Here is a 22,806-nt window from a genome sequence, read left to right as displayed (position 1 = left end):
CCACTGTTCGTGTCGTGGATGTGGGGATACTGTCCGCGGCCGTGAAGCGGGAGTGGGAACCGGACGAGCTGATCGAGTCCTGAATGCTGGTTGACGCCGACTGGCCACTGATCGGCAACAAGTCCGGTGCGACCCGGCTGGGGTTCGCGGTGCTACTGAAGTTTACGAGATCGCCGGCCGGTTCCCCGCTACTCCGAGGAAGTGCCCGGCGGCGCGGTGGAATACCTGGCCGGCCTGGTGAAGGTCGTGCCGCCGCAGTTCGGCGAGACTTTCAGGTCAGTCAGCCGCATGCGATGGAGGTACGTGTGTCCGCGCCGGGCATCGCATCGGAGATCCACAGCGGGAATCCGCCGGGGTCGAGGGCCTTGCCGGAGTACCAGGTGTCGAGTGGTTCTCGCGGAACCAGCGCAGGTGAACACCACACGCTCGAAACAGGTCAGTGCTCCGTTGCGGCGAGGGATGCAGCGTTCCCCCGTTGGACGTGCATCAGTCGGTCGAGGTGCTGGATGAGTGCGCGGGGACGTCGCGGACGGCACGATCGGCAGCGATGGCGTAGCACTCTTCGGCCACGGAGCCGGCGTTCGCCGTGTTCTGGCCGGATCGGCCGCCACGATCTCGGGCAGCCGAACCGCCTACGTATCAAAAATGGGAATCTCTATTGTTTGTTCGGTAAACGCGTTACAGCGCGTCGATGCGAGCCTTACCGAGACTCTCGACAGAGAGTGGAGAAGGAACGTGGGGGTGGGAGGTTTGACTAGCGTATCCAGCGTGAATGAGCCGCGATGAATGGCTTGAGCTGCGCGGTAGAGCGCAATAGCTTCGGCAAGCCTGTTCTTGGTTCTGGCCGCGGCGAATACCGCTTCGATACCGATCGCACATGCGCTCGGCAGGGTAGGGGTGAGGAATTCGAGCGGTGTCACCGAGTTTGTTGTCGTCGACATTTTCTTGCAAAAATTGTTTTTGGACTGCTCACGGTTGTTGAGGTTGCTGTGTGTGCGGTTTCGGTGCATCCATCATCGGATTGCCGAATTTTTCTGAGCGCGAATCGATTTTTTCGGAGTCGAGGGATTGCCTGTGTGTGGCAGTGTTCTCCTGTCAATGTCCGAAGCGGACTGCACGGATGTCCGAACTCTGTGCACGCCAGGTGAGCTGGGTCCAGTCCACCGCATCCCCGCTGCCTGGAAGGGCCCTTCGTCGCCATGACAGCCGTACGCCCTATCAGAAAAGCGCTGGCACCGGCAAGCGGCCTACGCGTCGAGGTAGTGGCCTGTGGCGATCCGATCCAAAGCGTTCGGATGGTCAGGATCGGTACCGTCGGCAACCACCGCCAAAGGAGCACTCCCGAACCGTGGCCGGGCTTCCTCGTAGAACGGGACGTGCAAGCGACGGACCAGATCGATCCTACCTGTTCACGTGGGGCCATGCCGGTCGCCGTGTCTTGTCCTGCCGGTGACGGGTCGATCCAGGACAACACCTCCGCCAGACCAGCCTGGCCCGCGACGGTGTCGATCTCCCGCCAGAGCGTGTGCCCCCGATCGCATTGGTAGGCGTCAAAACCGAGGATGCCTCGTCGAAGCGGATGGCGCACACGGCTTTCCTCGGTGCTGTGGACTGTCAGCGGGGAAGCGCCTGGAGGTAGCGCGCAGCGGGCGATGGGCGGTTGCCCTGGTACACGCCCATTTCGGCGGCCAGCAGGGTGGCCAACGCCGGTGCGGCGTCTTCCACGCCGGGCAGGCAGATCGTCTCGCCGAGGCGGAGTCCGGCCAGGCTTGCGGCGGCGACGTCTTCCGCGCTCATGGCGGTCGGGATGTGCTGCCCGACCCCCTGGTTGAACTCCGTGGCCACCACGCCAGGACACACCACCTGGGTCCGGATGGCGGTTCCGGCCAGTTCGTTGGCCAGGGTGCGGGTGAACGCCACGGTGGCGGCCTTGGCTGCGGCGTAGAGGGTACGGCGCGGCATCTGCGGATTCGTCACGCCGGCGCTGAACGCGAGCAGTGACGCCACGGTGATGACGGTGCCCTCGTTGGCGGTCAGCATGCCGGGCAGGGCGGCGCGGACGAGTTGGACGGGCGCAACGGCGTTGAGGGTGAGCAGTCGGTCCACCTCAACGGGATCGACCTCGGTCAGCGGCGCGTACCCGCCGACGCCGGCGTTGCTGATCAGCAGCCGGACGTCGCCCGCGGCGAGCCGGTTGGTCACTGTGGCGATGCCCTCCGGGGTGCTCAGGTCGGCGGGCAGGACCTCCACCGCGGCGCCGGTCGCCCGCAGGTCGGTGGCCAGGTCGGCGAGCCGGTCGGCGCGTCGGGCAACCAGCACGAGGTCGTGGTCGGCGGCGAGCAGACGGGTGTAGGCGGCGCCGATGCCGGAGGAGGCACCGGTGATCAAGGCGAGGGTTCGTGTCATGTCGCCATCCTGCGTCAACCGTCTACATGCTGTCAAGCGTTTGATATGCGATCGACGTTGTACACTTGCGGTGTGGATCAGAGTAGGGATGTGCCGGAGCCCTCGGCGTTGCGCCAGCGGGTGACATGGGCGTTGCGACGGGCGGAGTTCGCCGTACAGGCCATCAAGGAGCAGGGGCTGCGCCCGTTGGGGTTGGCCGTGCCGCACTACTCGCTGCTGATGGCCATCCACGCAGAACCGGGTCTGGCCGGCGCGGAGCTGGCGCGACGCCTCGGCGTCACGCCGCAGGCCGTGGCGTCATTGGTCGCCCGGCTCGAACAGCGCGGCCACCTGGAGCGCAGGGCGCATCCCCGGCACGGCCACGTGCAGGAGCTGTACCTGACCGAAGACGGACGCGAACTCCTGCGTTTGGCCGACGCGGTGATTTCGCAGATCGAGCAGCAGATCGGGCTGGAGCTCGGTGACGAGACCACGCGGCTGGTCGCCCTGCTCGAGCGCGTGATCGACCTGACCGCGGACAGGTCGGCACTCCCGTTCGGACTGCCAGAGGGCAATGAGGATCGCTCATGACGCGGGTGGCGGTGATCACCGGGGCCAGTCGCGGCATCGGCGCGGCGGCGGCCGTGGAGTTCGGTCGCCTGGGTTACGCGGTGGTGGTGAACTATCACAGTCGCCGGGACGCGGCCGATTCCGTGGTGGAGGCGGTCGACCAGGCCGGCGGCAAGGGCATCGCCGTCGCTGGCGACATGCGGGTGCGGGAGGACGCGGCCGGCCTGATCCGCGCGGCGACAGAGAACTTCGGGCGCGTGGACACCGTGGTGTGCAACGCGTCGACGCCGATCAAACAGGCGGCGTTCGCCGACATGCCGTGGGAGGACTTTGCCACCAAGGTGACCGACGAACTCGCCGCGTCCTACCACGTCACCCAACTCGCCCTGCCGGTCATGCGGGCGCAGCGGTACGGCCGCCTGGTGTACGTGTCCAGCGGTCAGGCGGAACGGCCCGGGGCGCCGGGCATGATCGGCCACGGATCGGCCAAGGCCGCGCTGAACACCTTCGCCCGCTACGTCGCCTACGAGGAGGGGCCGCACGGCATCACCGCGAACGTCGTGGCGCCTGGATACGTGCGCACCGACTCCTCCGCGGCCGCCGGCACCGCGCAGATCGAAGCGCACATCGCGGCGCGCACGCCGCTGCGTCGGGTAGCCGATCCACTGGATGTTGGCCGGGTCATCGCCATGATCGGCAGCGAGAACAGCGGCTTCGCCACCGGCATCACCGTGCCGGTGAACGGCGGCGTCACGCTGGCTCCCTGACGAGCGCGCGGCGCCTTTGATGTTGCCCCGGTTTCACGGACTCGCTGGTGAGGAGACCCGGCTCGACGGGTGGCTGGTTTCGAACTCTATCGGGCTCAACCAGTCCAGGGCGGAGTGCCGTCGACGGCGGTTGTAGAACCCTTAATGGCAACCGCGGGACGCCTATACCAGCAATGGCCTCCGAGCCAGGGCATCGAGAGTGGCGCCTTGCCACTGGTGTCGTCACCGGCGTGGACGCCTGTAGAACCCGACGAGCGGGACTTGGGTCATCGAGAGGGGCGCGACCGCCGGTGACGGCCCAGGCAGCGAGAATGCCCGCGTCCTGACCGGCAGGCGCCAGCCCTCATCGTCAGCGGACCTCGAGTCGTGAACGAGTTCGGGCGCTGCCGGTTGCGGGGTGAGACGGCTGGTGAGATGTCGTGCCCAGAGCACTGTCCATTAGGGCGCCGGTGCCCCGCTACGGATCGAGCGAGGAGGAGACGCGGGTGCCGGCAACGGGATGCGGGATCGACTGGGCGGAGGCCCGGCATGATGTGGCGGTCGTGGATGAACACGGCGCGGTCATCGCGGCTGAACGGATCGGCAATGACGCTGCGGGATTGGCTCGGCTGCTGGAGATCCTCGCCGAACATGCCCCCAGCGTCGGCGAGTTGCCGGTTGCGATCGAGACCAGCAAGGGCCTTCTGGTCGCCGGGCTACGCGCTGCCGGTCGTCGGGTTTTCGCGATCAACCCGTTGGCGGTGTCGCGGTATCGGGATCGTTACCGTTCCTCACGGGGGAAGACGGATGCTTTCGATGCCATGGTGTTGGCCAACATCATGCGCACCGACCGCGATGCTCACTGCCCGTTGCCAGCCGACAGTGTCGAAGTCCAGGCGCTTCAGGTACTGACGCGCGCGCAGCAGGACGTGGTCTGGGACAAGACCACGTTGACCAACCGGATCCGGTCGTTGCTCAAGGCGTTCTTCCCGGCCGCGCTCGTAGCGTTCGAGCGCGGCGGGCAAGCACCGCCTGGAATCGGCCGCGTGCCGGATGATCCTGACCGCGGCCTGCACACCACGAGCCGCTCGCGCCCTATCGGTCAAGCAGTTGGCCGGGTTACTCAAGCGCGCTGGCCGTCAACGCGGTATCGACGCCGAGGCCCTGCTTCTCCAGAGGGTTTTCCATGGTGATCAGATCTGTCAGGCCGAGCGGGTTGAGCAGGCCATGGGCTTGCAACTGCTGGGATTGGTGCGGCAGCTCGACGCGGTCTGTCAGGTCCTGACCGAGCTGGAACAACAGATCGATCTCGAGTACCGCGCCCACCCGGACGCCGAGGTCGTGTCCAGCATTCCTGGTTTGGGAACCGCGCTCGGCGCGCGGCTGCTGGCTGAGATCGGCGATGACCGTACTCGGTTTGCCGATGCGCGGGGGCTGAAGGCCTTCGCGGGAGCGGCGCCGGTAACGCGGGCGTCGGGCAAGTCCAGCTTCGTCCACGCTCGTCGAGCCAAGAACGACCGCATCGCTGCCACCGGATACGTGTGGGCGCTCGCGGCGGTCCGGCATGACTCGGACTGGGCAGTGCGCTACCGAGCCCGTCGCGACGCCGGCGACCGGCACGCTGCCGCCCTGCGCAAGCTGTTCAACATGATGCTCGGCAAGTTGCACCACTGTCTGGCCACCGGCCAGGTCTATGACCCCTCGTTGGCGTTTCCACCGCCGAGTCCAACCGAAGGTCGACCGACCACGCCTTGACAAGTTGGGTTGGTGAGATGTCTCGATGTACTCGAAAATCGCGCTCGCGAGCTCGACCCGGGTCCGCCAGCGTTGACGATCCAGCAACTCGGTCCGCAGCCGTGCCCAGAACGCCTCTGTCACTACGTTGTCATACGGATCCCCGACCGTGCCCAGCGAGGGCAGCAACCCGGCGCGGCGAGCGTTCGGTGAAGGTCCACGAAGTGAACTGCGTGCCGTGATCCGCGTGGATGGCCCCCTCGGGGATCCGACCGGCGGCGCCACGAGCGTCGATGACCATCCCGAGCGCGGCAGTGGCCAGATCGGCTCGTTGCCGTGAATCAATGGCCCAGCCGACCACCCGGCGGGAGAAGGCGTCCAGCACCACACAGCGGTAGAGCTTGCCTTCGCGGGTGGGATGTTCCGTGATGTCGCTGACCCATAGTTGGTTCGGGTCGTCCCGGCGGACGTCACGCTTGACCAGATCGCTCACCGTCACCGCCGCGGGCACCCGCGGAACCCTGTGAGTCTGCCGCGATGCCTCGTGCACTGCCGTGATCTGATCGGTCAACCACACCTGGCGAATACGCGGGCCGAGGGCGGGCGTGTGCGGGCGTCGTAGAAGCCGGAACGCGACATACCCAGTGCCAGACAGGCCTGGTTGAGCGGGACGCCCTCAACGGTCAACTCGGCCACGAGGGCGATTCGGGCTCTTGGGGCTCCACCTGCTCGATCGCCGTGGCGGCCTTACGCAGGATCTCGACCTCGTCTCCAGCTCGGTGATCCGCGCATGTGCCTGGGCCAAGGCCTCCGATGCGGCAGCGTCAGGGATTTTGCGAGGTGATCCCCCGGTTGGGCAGGTCGTGTTGTTTCTCGCGGTACAGGCATGGCTGCGCGATGCCCAACGACGCGGCCATGTCAGGCACTGGCCGGCCTGACTCGAGCAGGTCCAGAGCACGCACGACGAACGATCTCCTTCGGCAAGGTCGTCGAACCGTATCTCTCTCGACGCCCGTGCCCGTCAAACGAGGGCGACATCACCCCTGTCCGTCGAATCGGGCCAATCCTGCGCATCGTTCGGTTTGGCGAGGGATTTCCTCATCGTTCATGAGTTCTCCTCGCTGGCCATCAGGACTGCTAAGACGATTTCATGTTCTCAAGCAAAAAGGACACTCGAATGCGGGCGAGTCGGGCCGCGGCCGTCACGATCGGCGTGGCGGCACTACTGGTGACCGGAGCCGGAGTTGGCGTCGCCGACACCGTGGTCCAGGTGGGCGTGCCGGTCGATGCGCACAGCCTCTACGTCTACCAGGGTTCGGGCCCCGAGGGCGACAGCAACTGGAGCCACTGCTTCCCGATCAGCGGCATGGGGATCAAAACTCCGTCGATCCCCGCCACCCCAGGGCAGTCGCATACAGCTCGTCCGTTCGCCGGGATGGCCGCCCGCGGACCGGCGGCACCTTCTCGATCAACCGCATCAACTGGGTGACATCGTGCCGGTTGCCGCCGGTCAGCGAGACCACCAGGGAATGCCGTGCGCTTCAGTGATCAGATGGTGCTTGGAACCAGTTCGAGCACGGTCGACCGGGCTCGAACCGGTCGTGGGCCGCCCTTCATGGCCCGCAGGTCGGAACCGTCGATCACCGTCTTGGGCCAGTCCAGCTCGCCGGCGGCGTGCAACTCGGCCAGCAGCGACTCGTGCCGCCACTGCCAGACTCCGGCGTCGTTCCAGAACAGCATGCCGCACAGGACTTTGCGGTCATCCAGTCGAGGACGACCGGGGTGGCGGGGATCGTGCTGGACGACCGGCGGCAGCGGCTCGATGCTGCCACAACTGGTCGGGCACGATCCACGGTGGCTGCTGACGCTTTCTCACGTCCTGATCGACAACCCAGGTGATCAGCTATTCTGTGATCAACTTTGTGAGAAGTTCTCAGGGGCATTGGGGGCGGACTGCGCTGAACCAGTCGGTACCCGAGCGCGCCGGGCGCCTTCTCGCCATCGGGCGGAACATTCCCGCCGTCATGCGGGGTTCGTCCGTCCACGCCGGACGCCGATCCTGGGATCAGAGTAGGCGATGGAGCCCCAGGCCGGTCCGCGAACCCCCATCGACCTTACGAACCGGGCCGGCCATCGCGTGTGGAAGACGCCGAATCCAGCACCGCCGCATGCCAGTCCACAACAGACAGACAAGCGACACTGGTGAGTGCCGAGCCGCTCACCAGTGTCGCTGTTCGACTGGGAGACGATCAGCCGAGCCTGATCGTCTCCCAGTAGTTCTGGGTGCTCACGTGCGAAATAGTCAGCGGACTGTCGACACTGGGGCCGAGGTACGTCCCGCCCCCGCCGCAGGGCGGCCCGGCTTTGGGATCGTCGAACCGCAGCGCCTGGAACGAGTACTCCTGTCCCTCGGTCACCAGGAAGTTCGCGCTGACCCACTTCCCTGTGATCACCTGGACGCACCCGTTCGGAGTGTCCGCTCCCGGCGACACGATCTGGACATAGTCGAACCCACCCGTGCCCATGAGCATGAGGTTGTGGCTGGTGCTGGCGGTCGCGGCGCCGGCCGGAATCGCGCTCACCATGGTGCCGGCGACCGCCGCCACGGCCAGTGCGGACGCGAGCACCGCCCGCCGGCCGACCTTCCCGATTACTGCAGACAACACGCCTCCTAAAGTACGCCTCCTGAAGTGCCTCGACGCCATCGAGCGTAATGATCCCAGCCGGTACGGCTTCCAGCGTGAAGTGGGCTTCCCGTAGGTCACGGAAAGGATCCCTCATTCTCCGATGTGCGGACGTTCGCGGGGTGCGCCAACGAGGTCAGCGCGAAACCACCGTTGAGCACGCGATCACGTCACGGGCGGCCAGGTCGACCATGGCGACCCGGGTGGCCTCGGTGGCCGAGCCGACATGCGGCAGCAACACGAGATTGGGCGGCGAACAACAGGTCGGCCGGATCGTCACAGGGTTCGTCCGCCATCACGTCCAGGTCTGCGGAGTGCAGGCGACCGGAGCGCAGCGCCGCCAACAGGGCCATCCGTCCAGGCTGGCGAGCAGGGTGCCTGAATTGCTCCGAACGATCCCACCCCCCGCACAGCCAGCGACATGCTCTGGTCCACATGGATCCCCGGCCCATTGCGCGACCAGCGCTTCCGTCTCCTGATCGGAGAGCGGCGCCAAGCCCGCGCGACGGTCGGCCACCGCGGTGAACGACGTCAGTTCGACGGCCGCTCGTTCCTCGCTGTAGGCAGCGATCACGACACGGCCGCCAGGCGGACCGCCGCCACGGCCACCATCGGGCGCCCGCGCAGGTGCACGTCGTCGATCAACACGTGACCGGCCAGTCGCGGCGCAGACAGGCAAACAGCCGCGTGAACTCGGCTGCCAGCGCGGCGCGTCTTGACGCCGCGTTGCGCCAGGTCCTCGCCACGTCGCTGAGGAATGAGGTCTTCCTGCTGTCGCCGTCACCCTGGACGACGGCCAGGCCGCCAGCGTCCACCATGTCCTCGATGGCGGAGACCACGGCCGCGAGGGCTTCATCCCGAACGACCAACGACCGTCTTCGCACCATCACCGCTCTTCCTCCCCCTCGATCCGTGCTGCGGGGAGACGAACGAACGCCCGGGATCTGACGCCGTTCATCTTGTCACTGGACTGCAAACCGCCTGAGTCCCTTCGAAGGGGCGCCGGCGTCGGATTGAGCGGCACGTGTGCCCTCTCGCACCGGCACGATCTTGGAACACCGACATGCCGACACATGCGAAGAGTGTCGGGACTTCTTCCTCGTTCTGCGGGGCGGGCATGAACGCCGCACCACCAGTGCCTTCGATTCTCGCAGAAATTCGAGCCTGCACCGACGAATCGTTGGCCAAAACCGTCCTTTGCCGAATAATGTCACGCTCAGTCGGTTGGCAGGGTCGCGGGTCAAGCCTTGCTCAAGTGGCTTCGGTCGCCGCGGTCGCCGCTTCTACAGTCCCCGCAAAGTCAAAGACCAGTGAAGGAGCAGCCGGATGAGCACTTCGCTTGATGCCGCCGCGGAAAACGAGGAAACCTCGGACGGGTATCATAAATCGTTGGGTAACCGCCAGGTCAGGATGATCGCCATCGGCGGGGCGATCGGCGTCGGGTTGTTCCTGGGCGCCGGCGGCCGGCTGGCCAGTGCCGGACCTTCGCTCGTGCTGTCCTACGCGGTCTGCGGCATCGCCGGCTTCTTCGTCATGCGGGCATTGGCGGAGCTTGTGCTGTACCGGCCGACCTCGTCGAGCTTCGTTGCCTACGCGCGGGAGTTCATCGGTCCGTGGGCCGGCTTCGTGACCGGGTGGATGTACTGGCTCAACTGGGCGGGCGCCGGCATCGCCGAGATCACGGCGGTCGGCTACTACATGCACAAGTGGTTGCCGCAGTTGCCGACCTGGTGCACCGCGCTTGCCGCGCTGGCGTTACTGACGTCGGTCAACCTGCTGTCGGTGAAGCTGTTCGGTGAGCTGGAGTTCTGGTTCTCCGTTGTCAAGGTGACCGCGATCGTGGCGTTCCTGGTGGTCGGGGTCGCACTGGTGGTCAACGGCGTACACCTGGGCTCCGGAGGCAACCAGGCGAGTGTGGGCAATCTGGTGGACCACGGTGGGTTCTTCCCCACTGGCATCGGCTTGACCCTGATGACCTTCCAGGCCGTCATCTTCGCCTACGCGGGTATCGAACTGGTCGGTGTCGCCGCCGGCGAGGCGAAGAGCGCACGGACGATGATCCCCAAGGCGGTCAACAGCGTGTTGTGGCGGATCGGCGTCTTCTACGTCGGATCCGTGCTGCTGCTGGCGATGCTGCTGCCGTGGTCGGCGTACTCCAAGGGAGAGAGCCCGTTCGTGACCGTGTTCTCCCAGTTGGGCGTGCCCGCCGCCGGTGACGTCATGAACCTCATCGTGCTGACGGCGGCGCTTTCGTCGGCGAACTCCGGCCTGTACTCCACCGGGCGTATGTTGCGGGCGCTGGCGGACAAGGGAGAGGCGCCGGCGTTCGCGGGTCGGATGAGCAAGCGCAAGGTGCCGTTCGGCGCGATCGCCGTCACTGGTGTGGTCTACTTGCTTGGCGTGGTGCTCAACTACGTCGTGCCGCAGGACGCCTTCGACGTGGCCACCGAGATCGCCTCGCTCGGCACGCTCACGACCTGGGCCATGCTCGTGATCTCCCAGATGGGGTTGCGCCGCGCGGCCCTGGCCGGCCTGATCGAGCGGCCTTCGTACCGAATGCCCGGCGCGCCGGTGACCAACTGGCTGACACTCGGCTTCCTGGCTCTCGTGCTGGTGATGATGGCCTTCTCCGGCGGATCCAGCATGATCGCCGTTTGCTCGATCCCGGTGATCTGCCTCGTGCTCTGGCTCGGCTGGCGAACAGTGCGCGCGCGCCGGCCGGCGCCGCGGATCTCCGGCTGATCCTCGGTTGTGCGCCAGGTACCGCGGCCGCGACACCGGGCGGGCGCATTGTCGGCATTCGTCAGGTGCCGAAGGACCTGGGCTAAATTTCGGCTACGGACGGAAACAGGCACCGACTGACTCCGACGTGCAGACGTGGTTCGAGCCACTGGTACGCCGGAGTCGGTCGCGTCCGAGCTCCATGACTGGAACGGCCTGGCCGCCGCTCTGATCACCGACTTTGCCCGGATCCCGGAGCATCAGCGCAACTATGTGCGGATGGTGTTCACCGATCCGGCGATGCGCGTGCTCTATCCGGACTGGGAGGACGTCGCTCGTAAGGCGGTCACTGGCCGGGCTGGTGCGTGAACTGTCCACTCGGGACGCGGACTTCCGGACCTGGTGGCACGGTCAGCACGTCGAGAGCAACTCCTTCAGCCGGGCGTTGTCGCTGCTCATGGCGATAGTGTGCCCGTCGTCACCGCCAACGCCCGGTCAGCCGGAGCCATCCAGCGCGACCAGCGCGGTACGGAGATCGTCATTGAGCCGGCGCTGGGCGGCAGGGGACAAGGCGGACAGCAGCTCGCACTCGGAGTCGGTCTTGACGCCGAACACTTCCAATGCACGCCGCTCCCCGGCCGGGGTCAGCTCGACCAGCACCGATCGCCGGTCGTCCGGGTCGACGTCCCGGCTGACCCATCCGTTGCGCTCCAGCCGGGCCACCCGGTTGGTCACCGCGCCCGAGGTCAGTTGCAGTTGCGTCATCAGCGCTCCCGCCGACAGCCGGTGTTTTGGTTCGGTGCGGATCAGGCAGGCGAGCAGCTCCAGCTCCCACAGCTTGATGCCGTGCGGCGCGAGCTCACGCTTGATCTCGGTCTCCAGCCGGTGGGCCAGCCTGCGTACTCGGTAGGCCAGCGCTTTTGCCTGGGTGACGTGCGGTTCGTGTCGATCGGCGATGACCTCGATCATCTGATCCACATAGTCCTGCCGCACCGTGCGCTTCGCCATCGCCCCATCGTAATCGCGAACGCTCAGAATCTTGACGTTCGTGCACTCGACCGACACCGCTGCGGCCAGGGCCGTTTCGGTGTAACCGAAGCCGGTGGGATCACCGCACGGTCATGCCGGAAGCAGTGCGGTGGTCGGGTTCGGTCCATGCGCGGATCGCCTCGGTGAGCCGGTCGGCCGACGAGGCGGCGTGCGCGATGTAGCCGTCCGGTCGGATCAGCGCGGCTCGCACGTCCTTCCACGCGGTGCGCCGAGGACCAGTGGGCGGGGGAGCGGTCCGCACCTCGACGCGCGCGGACGCGAGTCCGGCGAGTGACGCGTCGGGGGTGAAATCCACGAGCAGGAACCGATCGGGTCGCACCTCGCGCAGCAGAGTGTCCGACGTCAGCGCCAGGTCCGGCGCCCTGGTGCCGACCAGCTCGTGGGCGCCGTCCGGACGGCGATAAGTCACGGCCAAGCCGGACAGCACACCGGCCAGGTACCGCGCAACCTCGCCGCCTTGGGCGATGAACCCGCTGAACAGGTCGCGCAGCGCTGCACCGCCCGGGCTGAACGCGTGCATCAGGACGTCCTGTGCCTGGGTGTTGGCCACCAGTTGCTCCGCGACCGGGAGCCGCTCGGCGTTGTAGCCGGCCTCGCCGGTGATCAAACGAGCCGGTGCCCAGCCGTGCACCTCGGCCGCGAGTTTCCAGGCCAGGTTGGTGGCGTCCTGAAGACCCACGTTGAGGCCCTGGCCACCGGCCGGCAGGTGCACATGCCCGGCATCACCGGCCAGCAGGACGCGACCGGCGCGGTAGGTCACCGCGTGCCGGCCGGTGTTGCTCGACTTGGACATCCACGACGGGCTGTGCACGCCGTAGTCCCGGCCGCAGATGGCGGTCAGCGACTTGCGCAGTTCCTCGAGGGTGAGCGGTACGGTCTGCCGGCGACGCACCTCCTCGGCGGTCAGTCCGACATCGGCGGCCTTGACGCCGAAGACACGGGTGATGGTCTGCGTCAAGGGCACCAGGCTGGCGAATCCGGCGTCCTGGTTCCAGTGGTGCACCGCCTGCTCGACAGGTTCGGCCAGCCGCACGTCGGCGACGAAGCCGACCTTGTCCGGTGCGGTGCCGGTGAAATCGATGCCGGCGGCCTTGCGCACGACGCTGTGCGCCCCGTCCGCGCCGACCAGGTACGGCGCGGAGTGCCAGGTGTCGCCGACGCAGACGCGCACCTCGTCCGCCGCCGGCACGACCTCGGTGACATCGGTGCCGTAGTGCACCGGCACGGCACGGGCCCGCAACAGGTCGGCGAGGATCTGCTCGGTGCGCCACTGCGAGATCATCAGTACGAACGGGAACGGCGTGTCCAATTCGCGGTAGTCGAGCAGGTCCGGCAGCGTCGCGTAGTGCGTGCGCGGGACCTGCTTTCCCTGCGCCAGCAACACATCGCTGACCCTTCGGCCGCCACCGAAGTCGAGCATGGCGAGCACCTCGAGGGTGCGCGGATGCATGGTCGAGCCGCGAGACTGGCGGACGGGTTCGCTGGTGCGCTCGTATACCTCCACCTGAATCCCGGCCGCATCCAGCAGCGCCGCGGTCATCAGTCCGACCGGGCCGCCGCCGACCACGATGACGTCCATCGGGCAGTCCCCCAACCTCTCGAATATCTATGAATGTAGAGATAATTAACGTTAAGAGATCTACGCAAGAGGCACCCTGGTGTCGCGACCTGACGATCGCGCGCACTCAGGGCGCCACCATTGACTACGGCCCGAGTCTCCCTCTGCTATCCGGCGACTTCACGCCGGCTTGATCTCGCGAACCGGGGAGGACCGTGGGGCAAAATCGTTACCTGTAGCGGTCACTCCCGATTGTGATGTAGAACGTCTTCAGTGAAGCGTTCGGCGTGACGAAGTCGAGTAGGCCGATGGGTTGTACCGTGCCCGTGGCGCAGTCGGGACTCTCGAAGCTCAGAACGCTCGCGCTGCTGGAGAGTTGCCCGGTGATATTCCAGACCTGAGTCTGGCCCGCGGCGATGTTGGTGCAGATGAACACCTCCCTGGACTCCTCGCCGGTGAAGCCGATTCGTACGGACCTTGTGAGGTTGTTCGTGTGGAGAACACGAAGGTTTAGCTCCCAGGTACCGGTCACCGGGGCGACCGTAGCCGCCTCCGCGGACGGGACGGGAGCGAGGCCGAACCCGGCCATGCCGACAGCGGCGAGGGCGGTGGCGCACACCATGGTGCGTTTTCTGGTAAGTGAGAAGTGCATGGATGCGGGCCCTTCTTGATTGTGAGTGGCGACAAAGTAAGGACGGGGCGTGTCGGGTCCGACATGAATGACGTGGACCTACCGGTTAGTTGCCGTGGCCGCCGCAGTCCGTGACGGTGGGATGGGTCTTGCAGTACGACGGAGAACCAGGCAGCGGCACGCTGCCGGCGTGGGCCGGGGCCTGGGTGGCGAGAACAGCGGCGCACATCACCACGACGGCCAGGACAGCCGTGCGAATACTGCGAAGGGTCACACTATCCGTGTTGGCTCCGAAAGAACGGCTCGACTTCGACATGGAGACTCCTTGGTTTGGTTGAGGATTGCCAGCTTGTGAGCCGGTTTGGTCAGCGGTCGACGAGGGACATGTGGTGCTCGTTGTAGCGGTCGCCTTGGACGCCGATCCGCGCGGCGAGGTCGTCGAGTTCCGCCAGTTCGTCCGCGGACAGCGGCACCTGGGTGGCGGTCGCGTTCTCCTCGACCCGTTCGAGTCGCCGGGTGCCGGGGATCGGCACGATCCACGGGTGTTGGGCGAGTAGCCAGGCCAGCGCGATCTGGCCGGGTGTGGCGTTTTTGGCGTGGGCCAGGTGCGTGACGTGCTCGACCAGCGCCTGATTGGCGGTGCGGTTCTCGGCGGTGAAGCGAGGGATGCTCGCGCGGACGTCGCCGGCGGCGAACTGGGTGGCGGCGTCCACGGTGCCGGTGAGGAAGCCCTTGCCGAGCGGGCTGAACGGCACGAAGCCGATGCCGAGCTCAGCGCATGTGGGCAGCACCTCCGGCTCGGGATCACGGGTCCACAGCGAGTACTCACTCTGTACGGCGGTCACCGGATGCACCGCGTGCGCGCGGCGGATGGTGCCCGCCGCGGCCTCCGAGAGCCCGAAGTGCCGCACCTTGCCGGCCTGGACGAGCTCGGCGACCGCGCCGGCGACGTCCTCGATCGGGACGTCCGGGTCGACGCGGTGCTGGTAGAACAGATCGATCACGTCGGCCCGCAGGCGGCGCAGCGATGACTCGGCGACCCGCCTGATCTGCTCGGGCCGGCTGTCGAGACCCACCGCCTTCCACTGCTCGATGCGCCATCCGAACTTCGTGGCGATCACGACCTGGTCGCGCAGCGGCGCGAGCGCCTCACCGACGAGTTCCTCGTTGACGTAGGGGCCATAGACCTCGGCGGTGTCGAAGAACGTGACACCCCGATCGACCGCCCCGCGCAGCACCCCGATCATCGCGTCGCGGTCGCCGGGGTTGGGTCCGTAGCTCTGGGACATGCCCATCGCGCCCAGGCCGATGGCCGAGACCTGCAGCCCCTGGCCGAGGATTCGGGTATGCGTCATGCTCGCTCCACTCAGGCCACAGTCCGCCTGCTGGCCTTGTATTCGCCGATGTCGCCAGCGGTCTCGTCGATACCGAAACTGATGATTCGCTTGGGGTGTACGCGGATGATTGCTCCGTCGACCCCGGTTTGCGTAAGGTCGGCCGACCACGCCGAGTCGGTGGGCTCGCCGATCGCCTCGCCTTCGCCGCGGATCTCCACGCATCGGGGCAGCCACGGATCCACCGAGGCCAAGTCGTCGACCACGAACGCGACTCGACCGTTCGCAGCCACATTGCGGAACTTGCGGCTGCGGGCCATCGCCCGCCCGGCGATGTCGATCGTGCCGGTCCTGTCGTTGTAGCGGAACACGACCGGGCTGATCTGAAGCGTTCCGTCCGGTTGCGCGGTTGCGAGCCGCCCCAGCCGTTGTGTGGACAGGTACGCGAGTTCGATGTCGGTGAACGACATGAAGGCCCTTTCTCGGTGGCGGTTCCGGAGTGTGCGACGTCGCGATGTCATTGGACGCGTCCCGGTCATTCCGCGGCTTCACGCTGGGAGAGGCGGACTTCTTCGATGTCCAGCGCGGCCTGCACCTGACGGAGCACGGTGTCGTCGATGTGGCGTTCGTCGCGCAGGCGCACCACGGTGGCGCGCTTGTGCGCGATCAGCGCCTGGTACAGCGCGGTGTAGTGCTCGTCGTGGCGCACGGCCGGATGGTCCACCGCGCCGTCTCCGTGTGCCCGTAGTACCTGGAGCCGCTCGTCTAGCTCTCGGTTCAGGCGGTCCACGACGTCTGGGGCGGTGCCGAGGTCGGCGGCGAGCTGTGGCAGGGCCCGCAGTGCATCCTCGGTGGCACGGGTCTCGGCGAGTTGGCGTTCGACCGCGACGGCGGTGTCCGGTGGCAGCCGGGCCCACCGCACCATGCCGGGCAGCAGGAGCCCCTGGAGCAGGGTGAGCACGATGACCCCGCCGGTCACGAACACGATCATGTCCCGGTTCGGGAACGGCGCGCCGGAGGCGAGCTGTTGGGGCACGGCGAGCGCGGCGGCGAGCGACACCGCCCCGCGGAAGCCGGCGAACGCGCTGACCAGTCGCGGCCGATGGTCGACCGGACGTGGCCGCTGCGGCGGACGACGGTCGAACACACGGACCAGGTACGGCACCGTGAACAGGAACACCAGTCGCGCGACGATCACCACTGCGGTGACGATGACGACCAGGACCAACGCCCGTGGCAGGGCGGCGCCATCCAGGTCACGGACGGCGGATTGGAGTTCCAGGCCGACCAAAACGAACAGGGCGGCGTTGAGTAGGAACGTGGCGACCGTCCAGAACGCCTGCGCCTGCACCCGCATCTCGGCGCGCACCACCCGTGGGGCGGCCTGGCTCATGATCAGTCCCGACACCACCACGGCCAGTACGCCCGAGGCGTTGACCGCCTCGGCGAGCAGGAACGCGGTGAACGGGATCAGCAGCATGGTGACCTGGCCGGTCAGCGGGTCGGTCTGCCGGCGGCGCACCTGGGCCGCTACCCAGCCCGTGACCGCGCCGGCCGCGGCACCTCCGGCGTAGGCGAGCAGGAACAGCCAGCCCACGTGCGGCAGGCTCAGCTGGTCCTGGCCAACGGTTACCCCCACCGCCAACCCGTAGATGACCAGGGCGGTGCCGTCGTTGACCAGGCTCTCCGCACGCAGCACCGTGACCTGCCGGCGCGGCAGCAATCGGGCGACCACCTCGGTGGCGGTGGCATCGGTCGGGGCGACGGCCGCGCCCAGCACCCACGCCGGCCCCCACGGCAGGCCCAGAACGTGCGCCACGACCGCGACGGCCGAGGCCGTCGCGATGACCAGCACGGTGGCCAACAGGACGATGCCACGCAGATTCGCGCGGATCTCCCGCAGCGACGTGGTCAGGCTCTCCCAGTACAGCAGTGCCGGCAGGAACAGCAGCAGCACCAACTCCGGCGGCAGATGCACGGCACGCAACGCGGGCACGAAGCCGAGCGCGGCGCCCGCCGCCAGCAGCACGATCGGCGGCGCGACACCGAGCCGGTCGCCGGCGACCCGGCCCACCAGCACCGCCACGCCGAGCAGCACGACGAGTTCGAGACCGAGCATGAGTCTCCCTCTCGCGCGCCGGAACCGCTGGTGGTACGAACGGAATTCGCCCACGAGAGTTCCATCCGCCGCCGCGCCCATGCAGGGGAGAAAACTCTCCCCCTCATCGAGCGAGCGTCACGCGTGACTCGTTGCGATGCTGACAGCAGTTGACAATCCGTCAGTCCACACAGGAACAAGCATGTCCGAGCCATCAAACATCGCACTCACTCGTCGCCAGTGCGGTTGAACGTCGATCCGGCCCTCGCCGGGGAGATCATGGCGGCGAACATTGCCTCTGACATCACCCGGTGAGAACCCCGTGTCCCCTTCCGCAGGCCCAGGCACGGGACCCTCGCCGGTAACCACGCCCGCCGGAGCCGGCGGACACGGCGGGGGCGTCGCTGGCACTGTGATCAACCTGGCGGACGGGATCGGCTGTCATGTCCTGGACATTCTGCTCCCCCGTGACGGCGGCGGACTGCTTCTCGTGCGGTGAAACGACCACTTCAGCGTCCGTACCGCCATCGCCGTGCTACCAAAGCCCAGGTGACCTGGCCCAGCGGCCGAGGCTGACGGGACCCGCATCGTGCGCCTGTACGTAAAGCATCATACAAGCATCAAGCGCTTGACATGTGCACAGCGCTTGAATACGCTGGCCTTTATGACCGGCGCCATCGTCCTGGTCACCGGCGCCTCTCGACATGCGACGCCGCAACGCCCCTGGGGAAGACGGGGTCGACACCAACTGGATGGATCATGCTCGACCTCAGGAACCTCTACGACTCCATTCCCTTTCACAGCCAGCACAACGTGGAGGCCGACGCTCTCGCCTACCCGCACCTGCACCAGGGGTCGCCGTCGAGGGCATCTGCGAAGGCGAATGATGGCTGCCGCCCGGTTCTGGGACGACACCCGGACCCCGGGACTGGACGGGGCATCACATCGACGCCAGGCGTGGAGCCGCACGGGGGTGCTCGTCGGTCATCGAACGCGTACGACCCGATGACCGACGCCGGGATCTGGGGCGTCTACTGGGCGAGGCGCGACGGTGATCAGCGGGAGACGCGTTCCTCACCCGGCCGTGGGCGGTGGTCGACCACGAAGCCGACACCGTCAAGGTGGCGGGCGCCCAGGGGCGTAGAGGCATCGCCGGGCGACGGTCCCGCACCGCTCTGTCCGATCCCCGTGATCCGATCCACCTTCAGGAGCACAATCACATGCACAGGATTCAATACCACCGTTACGGCGGTCCAGAGACCATGCGGCTCGAGGAGTTCGAGTTGCCGTCGCCCAAGGCCGGCGAGATAGCCATCACGGTCAAGACGGCCTCGGTGAACCCGATCGACTGGAAGCTTCGCCAGGGACAACTGAAGATAGTCACCGGCCGGTCCTTCCCCCGCGCGATGGGCGCGGACGTCACCGGCGTGGTCCACGCGGTCGGCCCCGGCGTCACGCAGTTCAAGCCCGGCGACGAGGTCTTCGGCCTCGCACGCCTGAAGGAGAGCGGCGCCTTCGCCGAAGGGGTCATCACCCGCGAGTCCTACGTCGCGCTCAAGCCGGCCGAGCTGTCGTTCGAGCAGGCGTCCGCTCTGACGACGGGGGCCGTCATGGCCTGGAACGGACTGGTCCAACGGGCCCGGCTCCGTCGCGGCCAGCGCGTCTTTGTCAACGGCTGCACCGGCGGTGTCGGAGAAGCTGTTGTTCAGATCGCTCGCATGCTCGGCGCCGATGTTGCCGGCAGTTGCAGCGCGGCCTCGGCATCCCGGGCCGACGAGCTCGGGGTGACCACGGTCTATGACTACGCCACCACCGACTTTTCGGAGCTGCGGGGCGTCTTCGACGTGGTGTACGACACCTCCGGCGCCCTGCCGGTCAAGACCGCGATGGGCATGCTGAACGCCACCGGCGTCTTCCTGGACATCAACGCCACAGCCGCAAAGTTCCTGCACTCGGTGTTCAACCGCCGACACAAGATCTTCTTCTGCTCCGCGACCACGCAGATCCTCACCGAGGTCGCTCGCGCCGCCGTCGACGGAAGCCTCCGTGTGCAGATCGGTGAGATCGTCACCCTCGACTCCGCTATCGGTCTGATCACCGACCTGGAGAAAGGCCGCAAGATCGGCGGCAAGGCAATCATCCGCTTGGACGGGACCCGGTGAGCCGTCGATCAGGGCAATGGCCCTGATGGACGGCGAGAACAGCGACTTCGCCGCCGGAATCATCATGTCGTGAACGGCGGCCTCACGCTGACCCGCTGAGCGCGGCCGCAGGATGCGCTGGGGTGCTAGCGTAGCGTTATATCAAAGTTGTGTTTCAGCATGTCAGGAGCGGTTCGGCGGGCCGGTTGAAGTCACGGGCGTGATATCGCAGAGCGGCGGCGATGTTGGTGTAGCCGGCCAGCCGGGGTAAACCGACAGCCGTGTTGCGCAGGGTGGCCATGACCTGCGGACCGGAGCCGGTACGGATCTGGCTGCGGTCTTCGTCGCAGTCGACGTCACGGACCCAGTGCAACCGCTTCTCGATCGGGCCGACGGTCAGGCTGGTGATCGCGTACACGGTCTCCGGGTGCGCTTGCGGTGGCGTGGGTCGTGCGGGTCCGGGTGAGCCGCAGCACCTGTGCCGCGCCGGGAAACCCGATCCCGCTGGACAGCGAGTCGGCTTCAGCATGCGGTTGTCCTGACGGCCATGACCCTATTCCCGGGAGGCCGCTAGGACCGGAATATCGGTCCACGGCAACGACTTCGCCGCTTGCGGAGGTTTGGTTGGTTGTCCTTCACCGTGAGGATGTAGTGCCCGACGCGGTCACGGATGGTCTGAGCGGTGTCGCGTTGGCAGTGCATCGCTTCGGCGGTGACGACGGCATCGTTGATGTCCGGCACCTTGAGCAGGCCAGCCAACATTGGGATCTCGTTCGTCGTCGCCTCGACCGCGACCTGACCGACCACGACACCGGTGCGCTGGCACAGGCCGGCCAACAGATGGACCAGGTTCCCGGCGGCATCCTTGGCTCCGCGTAGGGTCTTGCCGTCAAAGGCAATAACCCGTCGTCCGCCAATGGCGCTGGCACGCAACCACATCCACGTGCCGATCACCGTGTCGAGGGTGTCGGCACGCAACCACATCCACGTGCCGATCACCGTGTCGAGGGTGTCGGCGGGCAGCCTGGTCAGCAGCAGGCGAATGGTCGCCCCCGACGGTGGCCGACGCCACACTCCCAACCAGGTCAGCACATCGTCCGGGCGTCGGCGGCCCATTCGGCGAGCGCGGCGAACGAGCGCGTTCTCGCCAGTGTCGCTGCGATCGCAATGGACAGCACCGCCGCCAGTCGGTGCCACACGCCACGGCGCTTGCGTAGATCGACCACCTGTCCCAGCACCGTCAGCAGACCGGCGGGGACCCTGTGTGAGGTAGTCACGAGCATCGCTAGCGCCCGCCGTCAGCAGGGCCGGTTTGTCAGGCGACAACCGGATAGGAGATGACGACGAAGCGAGCACAGCAGCGACCTTCGAGACGATCAGGGTGCGGTAGCCAAGATCGTTACTGGTCGCGCTGTGCCCGTTTTCATGACACGCCGAAACAGCAGGTCAGGTCATCACTTCGCGACTTTGACGCCGCCCTGGTCAGCCCCCCGTTGGTGGAGGTCCAGCCGCCCGTGCCCGGGACATAGTTCGCGCCGTAGGTCGAGCAGTAGACGTACGACCATCCGGTCTTGACCAGTGGGCCATAGTGCTGGCTGCCGTTGCTGCACGTCGCCTTTGCCTCGTACCCGACTCCACTCCAGGTGCAACTGGCGCCGAAGGTGTGCTGATCGTGCCAAAGGCTACAAGTCGGGGGCTTCTCGTCGGCCGCGGCGGGTGACGCAACGGTCGTAGCGCTGAGAAGGTGTTTGAGATCCTGGCCTCCCCCGTGCCACTGACCTCCGGCAAAGTTGATCAGTTGGCACGCGGCCGACGCCGGGAAAAGCACCCGCGTCGGGGCATTGTGGACGCGATCTTGTGCACGGTCCGATGGGGCTGTTCCTGGCGGCAGCTTCTGGTCGACTTCCTGAGATCGCCTCTTGGGACATGCAAGCGATTGTGTCGCAGATCGGTGCTGACGAGTTCACGCGTGTGAACTCCATCGGAAGACTCGGGGCCGTGGGCGTGACGGAGAACACCCTGTTGCCGCTGCCGGGCACGTGCCGATGAGGCAGCCGTCGACCTTTTCACGCTGGCAGTCTTCCGTATTTTGCTCAAAGAATTCCGCACTATATCCGCCACGGATATTCGTTGATTGTGTTAATGTTGTGTCATGCGTAAGTCTCTTTTGTTCTCAGTCATGACGGGCGCCCTGCTGGTCGGATTCGCCACGCAGGCCAACGCGGCTACCCCGGGGGTCCCCAGCTACTACCAAAGTCAGGGCGCGTGTCAGTCGGCACTGAACGCCGTCGTGGCTGCGACTGGCAGGCACGACTACTTCTGCCTGAAGACCATTGGCGGATCCGTGCCAGGGCCGTGGGTGCTGGTCGAGGGCCCGCAGGGCGGCTGAGTCCGAGGTATGCCGCGGCCGGAATGAACCTAGTTCCGACCGCGGCATATCGACCATGTCCGGTCAGCTATCGATACCCTGTGCTCGGCGTCAGCCGGTGGCTACTCCTACGGATTGCGCTCAACAGTATCGCCGGGTCGTCCGCAACATAGGCGCTCCCGATGTTGTAACGGGTTCCGGCCCGAATGAAATATTCCCAGCACCGCTGAGGAATGCATCATGAGCTTCTTTGGGAACCGCTAGGTTTATAGCACGACAAACCCGGCCTCCTTTAACGGTGAGATGCTGCGCAAAGCCGACTTGTCACTGCCGCCCAACTACGTGCGGCGCGCACCGAACCGCCTCTCGAAGCGCCGGGGATGCTCTGTGGCAACGAAAAGTCCGACACGGTGACGGGCTGGTCCACCGCTCGGCCAGGATGCCAACCATCTTCCCGTCGAGAAATTGAACATATTGCGCTCAAGCGAGTGGCGGCGATCCCGGCCGCGATGATCGTCCGCTGCGTGACCTCTGGTGTCGCCAATGTCGCCACCAGCGGCGCACGTCGTGTGTACATCTTCGACACCGGCTCCGACCTTCATATTAGCGCCACCGACAAGATCGCTCAGAAGGTGTTTGAGATCTTCAGGTAGCGATGTCGAAGTGACGACGGCCTGGGCGAGTGGCTGGCGCACGACGAGCGATGCGGCGGGTCATCGTGGCGATCGAGGCCCAGCGGATGAAGGCCTCGGACGTGGCGGGGTGGCGTTCGTAGTCCCGTGCCAG

26 protein-coding genes and 1 pseudogene are annotated in these 22,806 nt (G+C 66.6%); 10 read left to right on the top strand and 17 right to left on the bottom strand.

Features of this window, described 5'->3' with window-relative positions; genetic code table 11:
* Positions 1 to 632: 632 nt before the first annotated feature.
* Complete coding sequence (locus tag BCF44_RS55145) at positions 633 to 1,010, bottom strand: hypothetical protein (RefSeq protein WP_147329084.1); 378 nt, start codon at positions 1,008 to 1,010, stop codon at positions 633 to 635.
* Between the two features lie 604 nt (positions 1,011 to 1,614).
* Complete coding sequence (locus BCF44_RS53835) at positions 1,615 to 2,406, bottom strand: SDR family NAD(P)-dependent oxidoreductase (RefSeq protein ID WP_116182364.1); 792 nt, start codon at positions 2,404 to 2,406, stop codon at positions 1,615 to 1,617.
* A 72-nt stretch (positions 2,407 to 2,478) separates the two neighbouring features.
* Between BCF44_RS53835 and BCF44_RS53830 the strand changes: the two genes are divergently transcribed.
* From BCF44_RS53830 to BCF44_RS58410, 4 genes are all read left to right on the top strand, one after another.
* Positions 2,479 to 2,976 (top strand): MarR family winged helix-turn-helix transcriptional regulator, encoded by a 498-nt coding sequence (locus BCF44_RS53830; RefSeq protein WP_246016328.1) that lies wholly within the window; start codon positions 2,479 to 2,481, stop codon positions 2,974 to 2,976.
* Positions 2,973 to 3,722: an SDR family NAD(P)-dependent oxidoreductase gene (locus BCF44_RS53825; protein WP_116182362.1), complete on the top strand. Its 750-nt coding sequence runs from the start codon at positions 2,973 to 2,975 to the stop codon at positions 3,720 to 3,722. The genes BCF44_RS53830 and BCF44_RS53825 overlap by 4 nt, the downstream gene beginning before the upstream one ends.
* A 485-nt stretch (positions 3,723 to 4,207) precedes the next feature.
* Entirely contained in the window at positions 4,208 to 4,894 is a 687-nt protein-coding gene (locus BCF44_RS58415; RefSeq protein ID WP_246016327.1) for an IS110 family transposase, read from the top strand.
* A gap of 34 nt (positions 4,895 to 4,928) precedes the next feature.
* Positions 4,929 to 5,456 carry a transposase gene (locus BCF44_RS58410; protein ID WP_246016326.1) on the top strand — a complete coding sequence of 176 codons (528 nt, stop codon included), beginning with the start codon at positions 4,929 to 4,931 and terminating at the stop codon, positions 5,454 to 5,456.
* Positions 5,457 to 5,586: 130 nt separating this feature from the next.
* On the opposite strand, the gene BCF44_RS53815 is transcribed toward BCF44_RS58410, so the two are convergent.
* The 5 genes from BCF44_RS53815 to BCF44_RS53790 form a co-directional block, all read right to left on the bottom strand.
* Positions 5,587 to 5,946, bottom strand: coding sequence for a DDE-type integrase/transposase/recombinase (locus tag BCF44_RS53815; RefSeq protein WP_170218274.1), 360 nt, complete (start codon positions 5,944 to 5,946; stop codon positions 5,587 to 5,589).
* A 1,037-nt stretch (positions 5,947 to 6,983) separates the two neighbouring features.
* Positions 6,984 to 7,175 carry a hypothetical protein gene (locus BCF44_RS59485; RefSeq protein ID WP_116182360.1) on the bottom strand — a complete coding sequence of 64 codons (192 nt, stop codon included), beginning with the start codon at positions 7,173 to 7,175 and terminating at the stop codon, positions 6,984 to 6,986.
* A 509-nt stretch (positions 7,176 to 7,684) separates the two neighbouring features.
* On the bottom strand, positions 7,685 to 8,101 hold the full coding sequence (locus tag BCF44_RS53805; RefSeq protein ID WP_147329083.1) for a hypothetical protein: 417 nt from the start codon (positions 8,099 to 8,101) through the stop codon (positions 7,685 to 7,687).
* 154 nt (positions 8,102 to 8,255) lie between these two features.
* Positions 8,256 to 8,399 carry a hypothetical protein gene (locus BCF44_RS53800; RefSeq protein WP_211353699.1) on the bottom strand — a complete coding sequence of 48 codons (144 nt, stop codon included), beginning with the start codon at positions 8,397 to 8,399 and terminating at the stop codon, positions 8,256 to 8,258.
* A 361-nt stretch (positions 8,400 to 8,760) separates the two neighbouring features.
* Positions 8,761 to 9,006 carry a hypothetical protein gene (locus BCF44_RS53790; RefSeq protein WP_147329082.1) on the bottom strand — a complete coding sequence of 82 codons (246 nt, stop codon included), beginning with the start codon at positions 9,004 to 9,006 and terminating at the stop codon, positions 8,761 to 8,763.
* A gap of 439 nt (positions 9,007 to 9,445) precedes the next feature.
* On the opposite strand from BCF44_RS53790, the gene BCF44_RS53785 reads away from it, so the two are divergent.
* Together BCF44_RS53785 and BCF44_RS53780 are read left to right on the top strand one after the other, a co-directional pair.
* Positions 9,446 to 10,861, top strand: a complete 1,416-nt coding sequence (locus BCF44_RS53785; RefSeq protein ID WP_116182356.1) for an amino acid permease — start codon at positions 9,446 to 9,448, stop codon at positions 10,859 to 10,861.
* A 135-nt stretch (positions 10,862 to 10,996) separates the two neighbouring features.
* A complete protein-coding gene (locus BCF44_RS53780) occupies positions 10,997 to 11,209 on the top strand; it encodes an MmyB family transcriptional regulator (protein WP_211353698.1) in 213 nt (70 codons plus the stop codon).
* A 126-nt stretch (positions 11,210 to 11,335) separates the two neighbouring features.
* On the opposite strand, the gene BCF44_RS53775 is transcribed toward BCF44_RS53780, so the two are convergent.
* The 7 genes from BCF44_RS53775 to BCF44_RS53750 form a co-directional block, all read right to left on the bottom strand.
* A complete protein-coding gene (locus BCF44_RS53775; protein ID WP_170218273.1) occupies positions 11,336 to 11,848 on the bottom strand; it encodes a MarR family winged helix-turn-helix transcriptional regulator in 513 nt (170 codons plus the stop codon).
* Between the two features lie 100 nt (positions 11,849 to 11,948).
* The gene (locus BCF44_RS53770) at positions 11,949 to 13,469 is read right to left on the bottom strand and encodes an FAD-dependent monooxygenase (RefSeq protein WP_116182355.1); all 1,521 of its coding nucleotides are present in this window, start codon (positions 13,467 to 13,469) and stop codon (positions 11,949 to 11,951) included.
* Positions 13,470 to 13,677: 208 nt separating this feature from the next.
* A complete protein-coding gene (locus BCF44_RS53765) occupies positions 13,678 to 14,100 on the bottom strand; it encodes a hypothetical protein (RefSeq protein ID WP_147329081.1) in 423 nt (140 codons plus the stop codon).
* A gap of 85 nt (positions 14,101 to 14,185) precedes the next feature.
* Entirely contained in the window at positions 14,186 to 14,353 is a 168-nt protein-coding gene (locus BCF44_RS56410) for a hypothetical protein (protein WP_170218272.1), read from the bottom strand.
* 91 nt (positions 14,354 to 14,444) lie between these two features.
* Positions 14,445 to 15,434, bottom strand: a complete 990-nt coding sequence (locus BCF44_RS53760) for an aldo/keto reductase (RefSeq protein WP_116182353.1) — start codon at positions 15,432 to 15,434, stop codon at positions 14,445 to 14,447.
* Between the two features lie 11 nt (positions 15,435 to 15,445).
* The gene (locus BCF44_RS53755; protein ID WP_116182352.1) at positions 15,446 to 15,883 is read right to left on the bottom strand and encodes a PPOX class F420-dependent oxidoreductase; all 438 of its coding nucleotides are present in this window, start codon (positions 15,881 to 15,883) and stop codon (positions 15,446 to 15,448) included.
* A 65-nt stretch (positions 15,884 to 15,948) separates the two neighbouring features.
* Positions 15,949 to 17,532: a Na+/H+ antiporter gene (locus tag BCF44_RS53750; protein WP_116182351.1), complete on the bottom strand. Its 1,584-nt coding sequence runs from the start codon at positions 17,530 to 17,532 to the stop codon at positions 15,949 to 15,951.
* A 1,199-nt stretch (positions 17,533 to 18,731) separates the two neighbouring features.
* Between BCF44_RS53750 and BCF44_RS53745 the strand changes: the two genes are divergently transcribed.
* Entirely contained in the window at positions 18,732 to 19,673 is a 942-nt protein-coding gene (locus tag BCF44_RS53745) for an NAD(P)-dependent alcohol dehydrogenase (protein ID WP_116182371.1), read from the top strand.
* A 154-nt stretch (positions 19,674 to 19,827) separates the two neighbouring features.
* On the opposite strand, the gene BCF44_RS57245 is transcribed toward BCF44_RS53745, so the two are convergent.
* The 3 genes from BCF44_RS57245 to BCF44_RS57235 all read right to left on the bottom strand — a co-directional run bounded on the left by BCF44_RS57245 (position 19,828) and on the right by BCF44_RS57235 (position 20,929).
* A complete protein-coding gene (locus tag BCF44_RS57245) occupies positions 19,828 to 20,070 on the bottom strand; it encodes a hypothetical protein (protein ID WP_211353697.1) in 243 nt (80 codons plus the stop codon).
* Between the two features lie 152 nt (positions 20,071 to 20,222).
* Positions 20,223 to 20,744: an ISAs1 family transposase gene (locus BCF44_RS57240; protein ID WP_211353696.1), complete on the bottom strand. Its 522-nt coding sequence runs from the start codon at positions 20,742 to 20,744 to the stop codon at positions 20,223 to 20,225.
* Positions 20,738 to 20,929, bottom strand: coding sequence for a transposase family protein (locus BCF44_RS57235; protein WP_211353695.1), 192 nt, complete (start codon positions 20,927 to 20,929; stop codon positions 20,738 to 20,740). Before BCF44_RS57235 ends, BCF44_RS57240 begins: the two co-directional genes overlap by 7 nt.
* Before the next feature lie 536 nt (positions 20,930 to 21,465).
* Here BCF44_RS57235 and BCF44_RS59480 point away from each other — a divergent pair.
* From BCF44_RS59480 to BCF44_RS56405, 3 genes and pseudogenes are all read left to right on the top strand, one after another.
* Positions 21,466 to 21,558, top strand: a pseudogene (locus BCF44_RS59480) (IS5-like element ISFal3A family transposase); the annotation flags it as partial.
* Between the two features lie 246 nt (positions 21,559 to 21,804).
* The gene (locus BCF44_RS53730; RefSeq protein WP_116182349.1) at positions 21,805 to 22,041 is read left to right on the top strand and encodes a hypothetical protein; all 237 of its coding nucleotides are present in this window, start codon (positions 21,805 to 21,807) and stop codon (positions 22,039 to 22,041) included.
* A 467-nt stretch (positions 22,042 to 22,508) separates the two neighbouring features.
* Entirely contained in the window at positions 22,509 to 22,673 is a 165-nt protein-coding gene (locus BCF44_RS56405; protein WP_170218271.1) for a hypothetical protein, read from the top strand.
* Positions 22,674 to 22,806: the final 133 nt, after the last annotated feature.

The sequence above is a fragment of the Kutzneria buriramensis genome, assembly GCF_003387475.1.
Lineage (GTDB): Bacteria > Actinomycetota > Actinomycetes > Mycobacteriales > Pseudonocardiaceae > Kutzneria > Kutzneria buriramensis.
The sequence above is the reverse complement of the archived record's forward strand: the minus strand, read 5'-3'. Positions and strand labels throughout refer to the sequence as shown.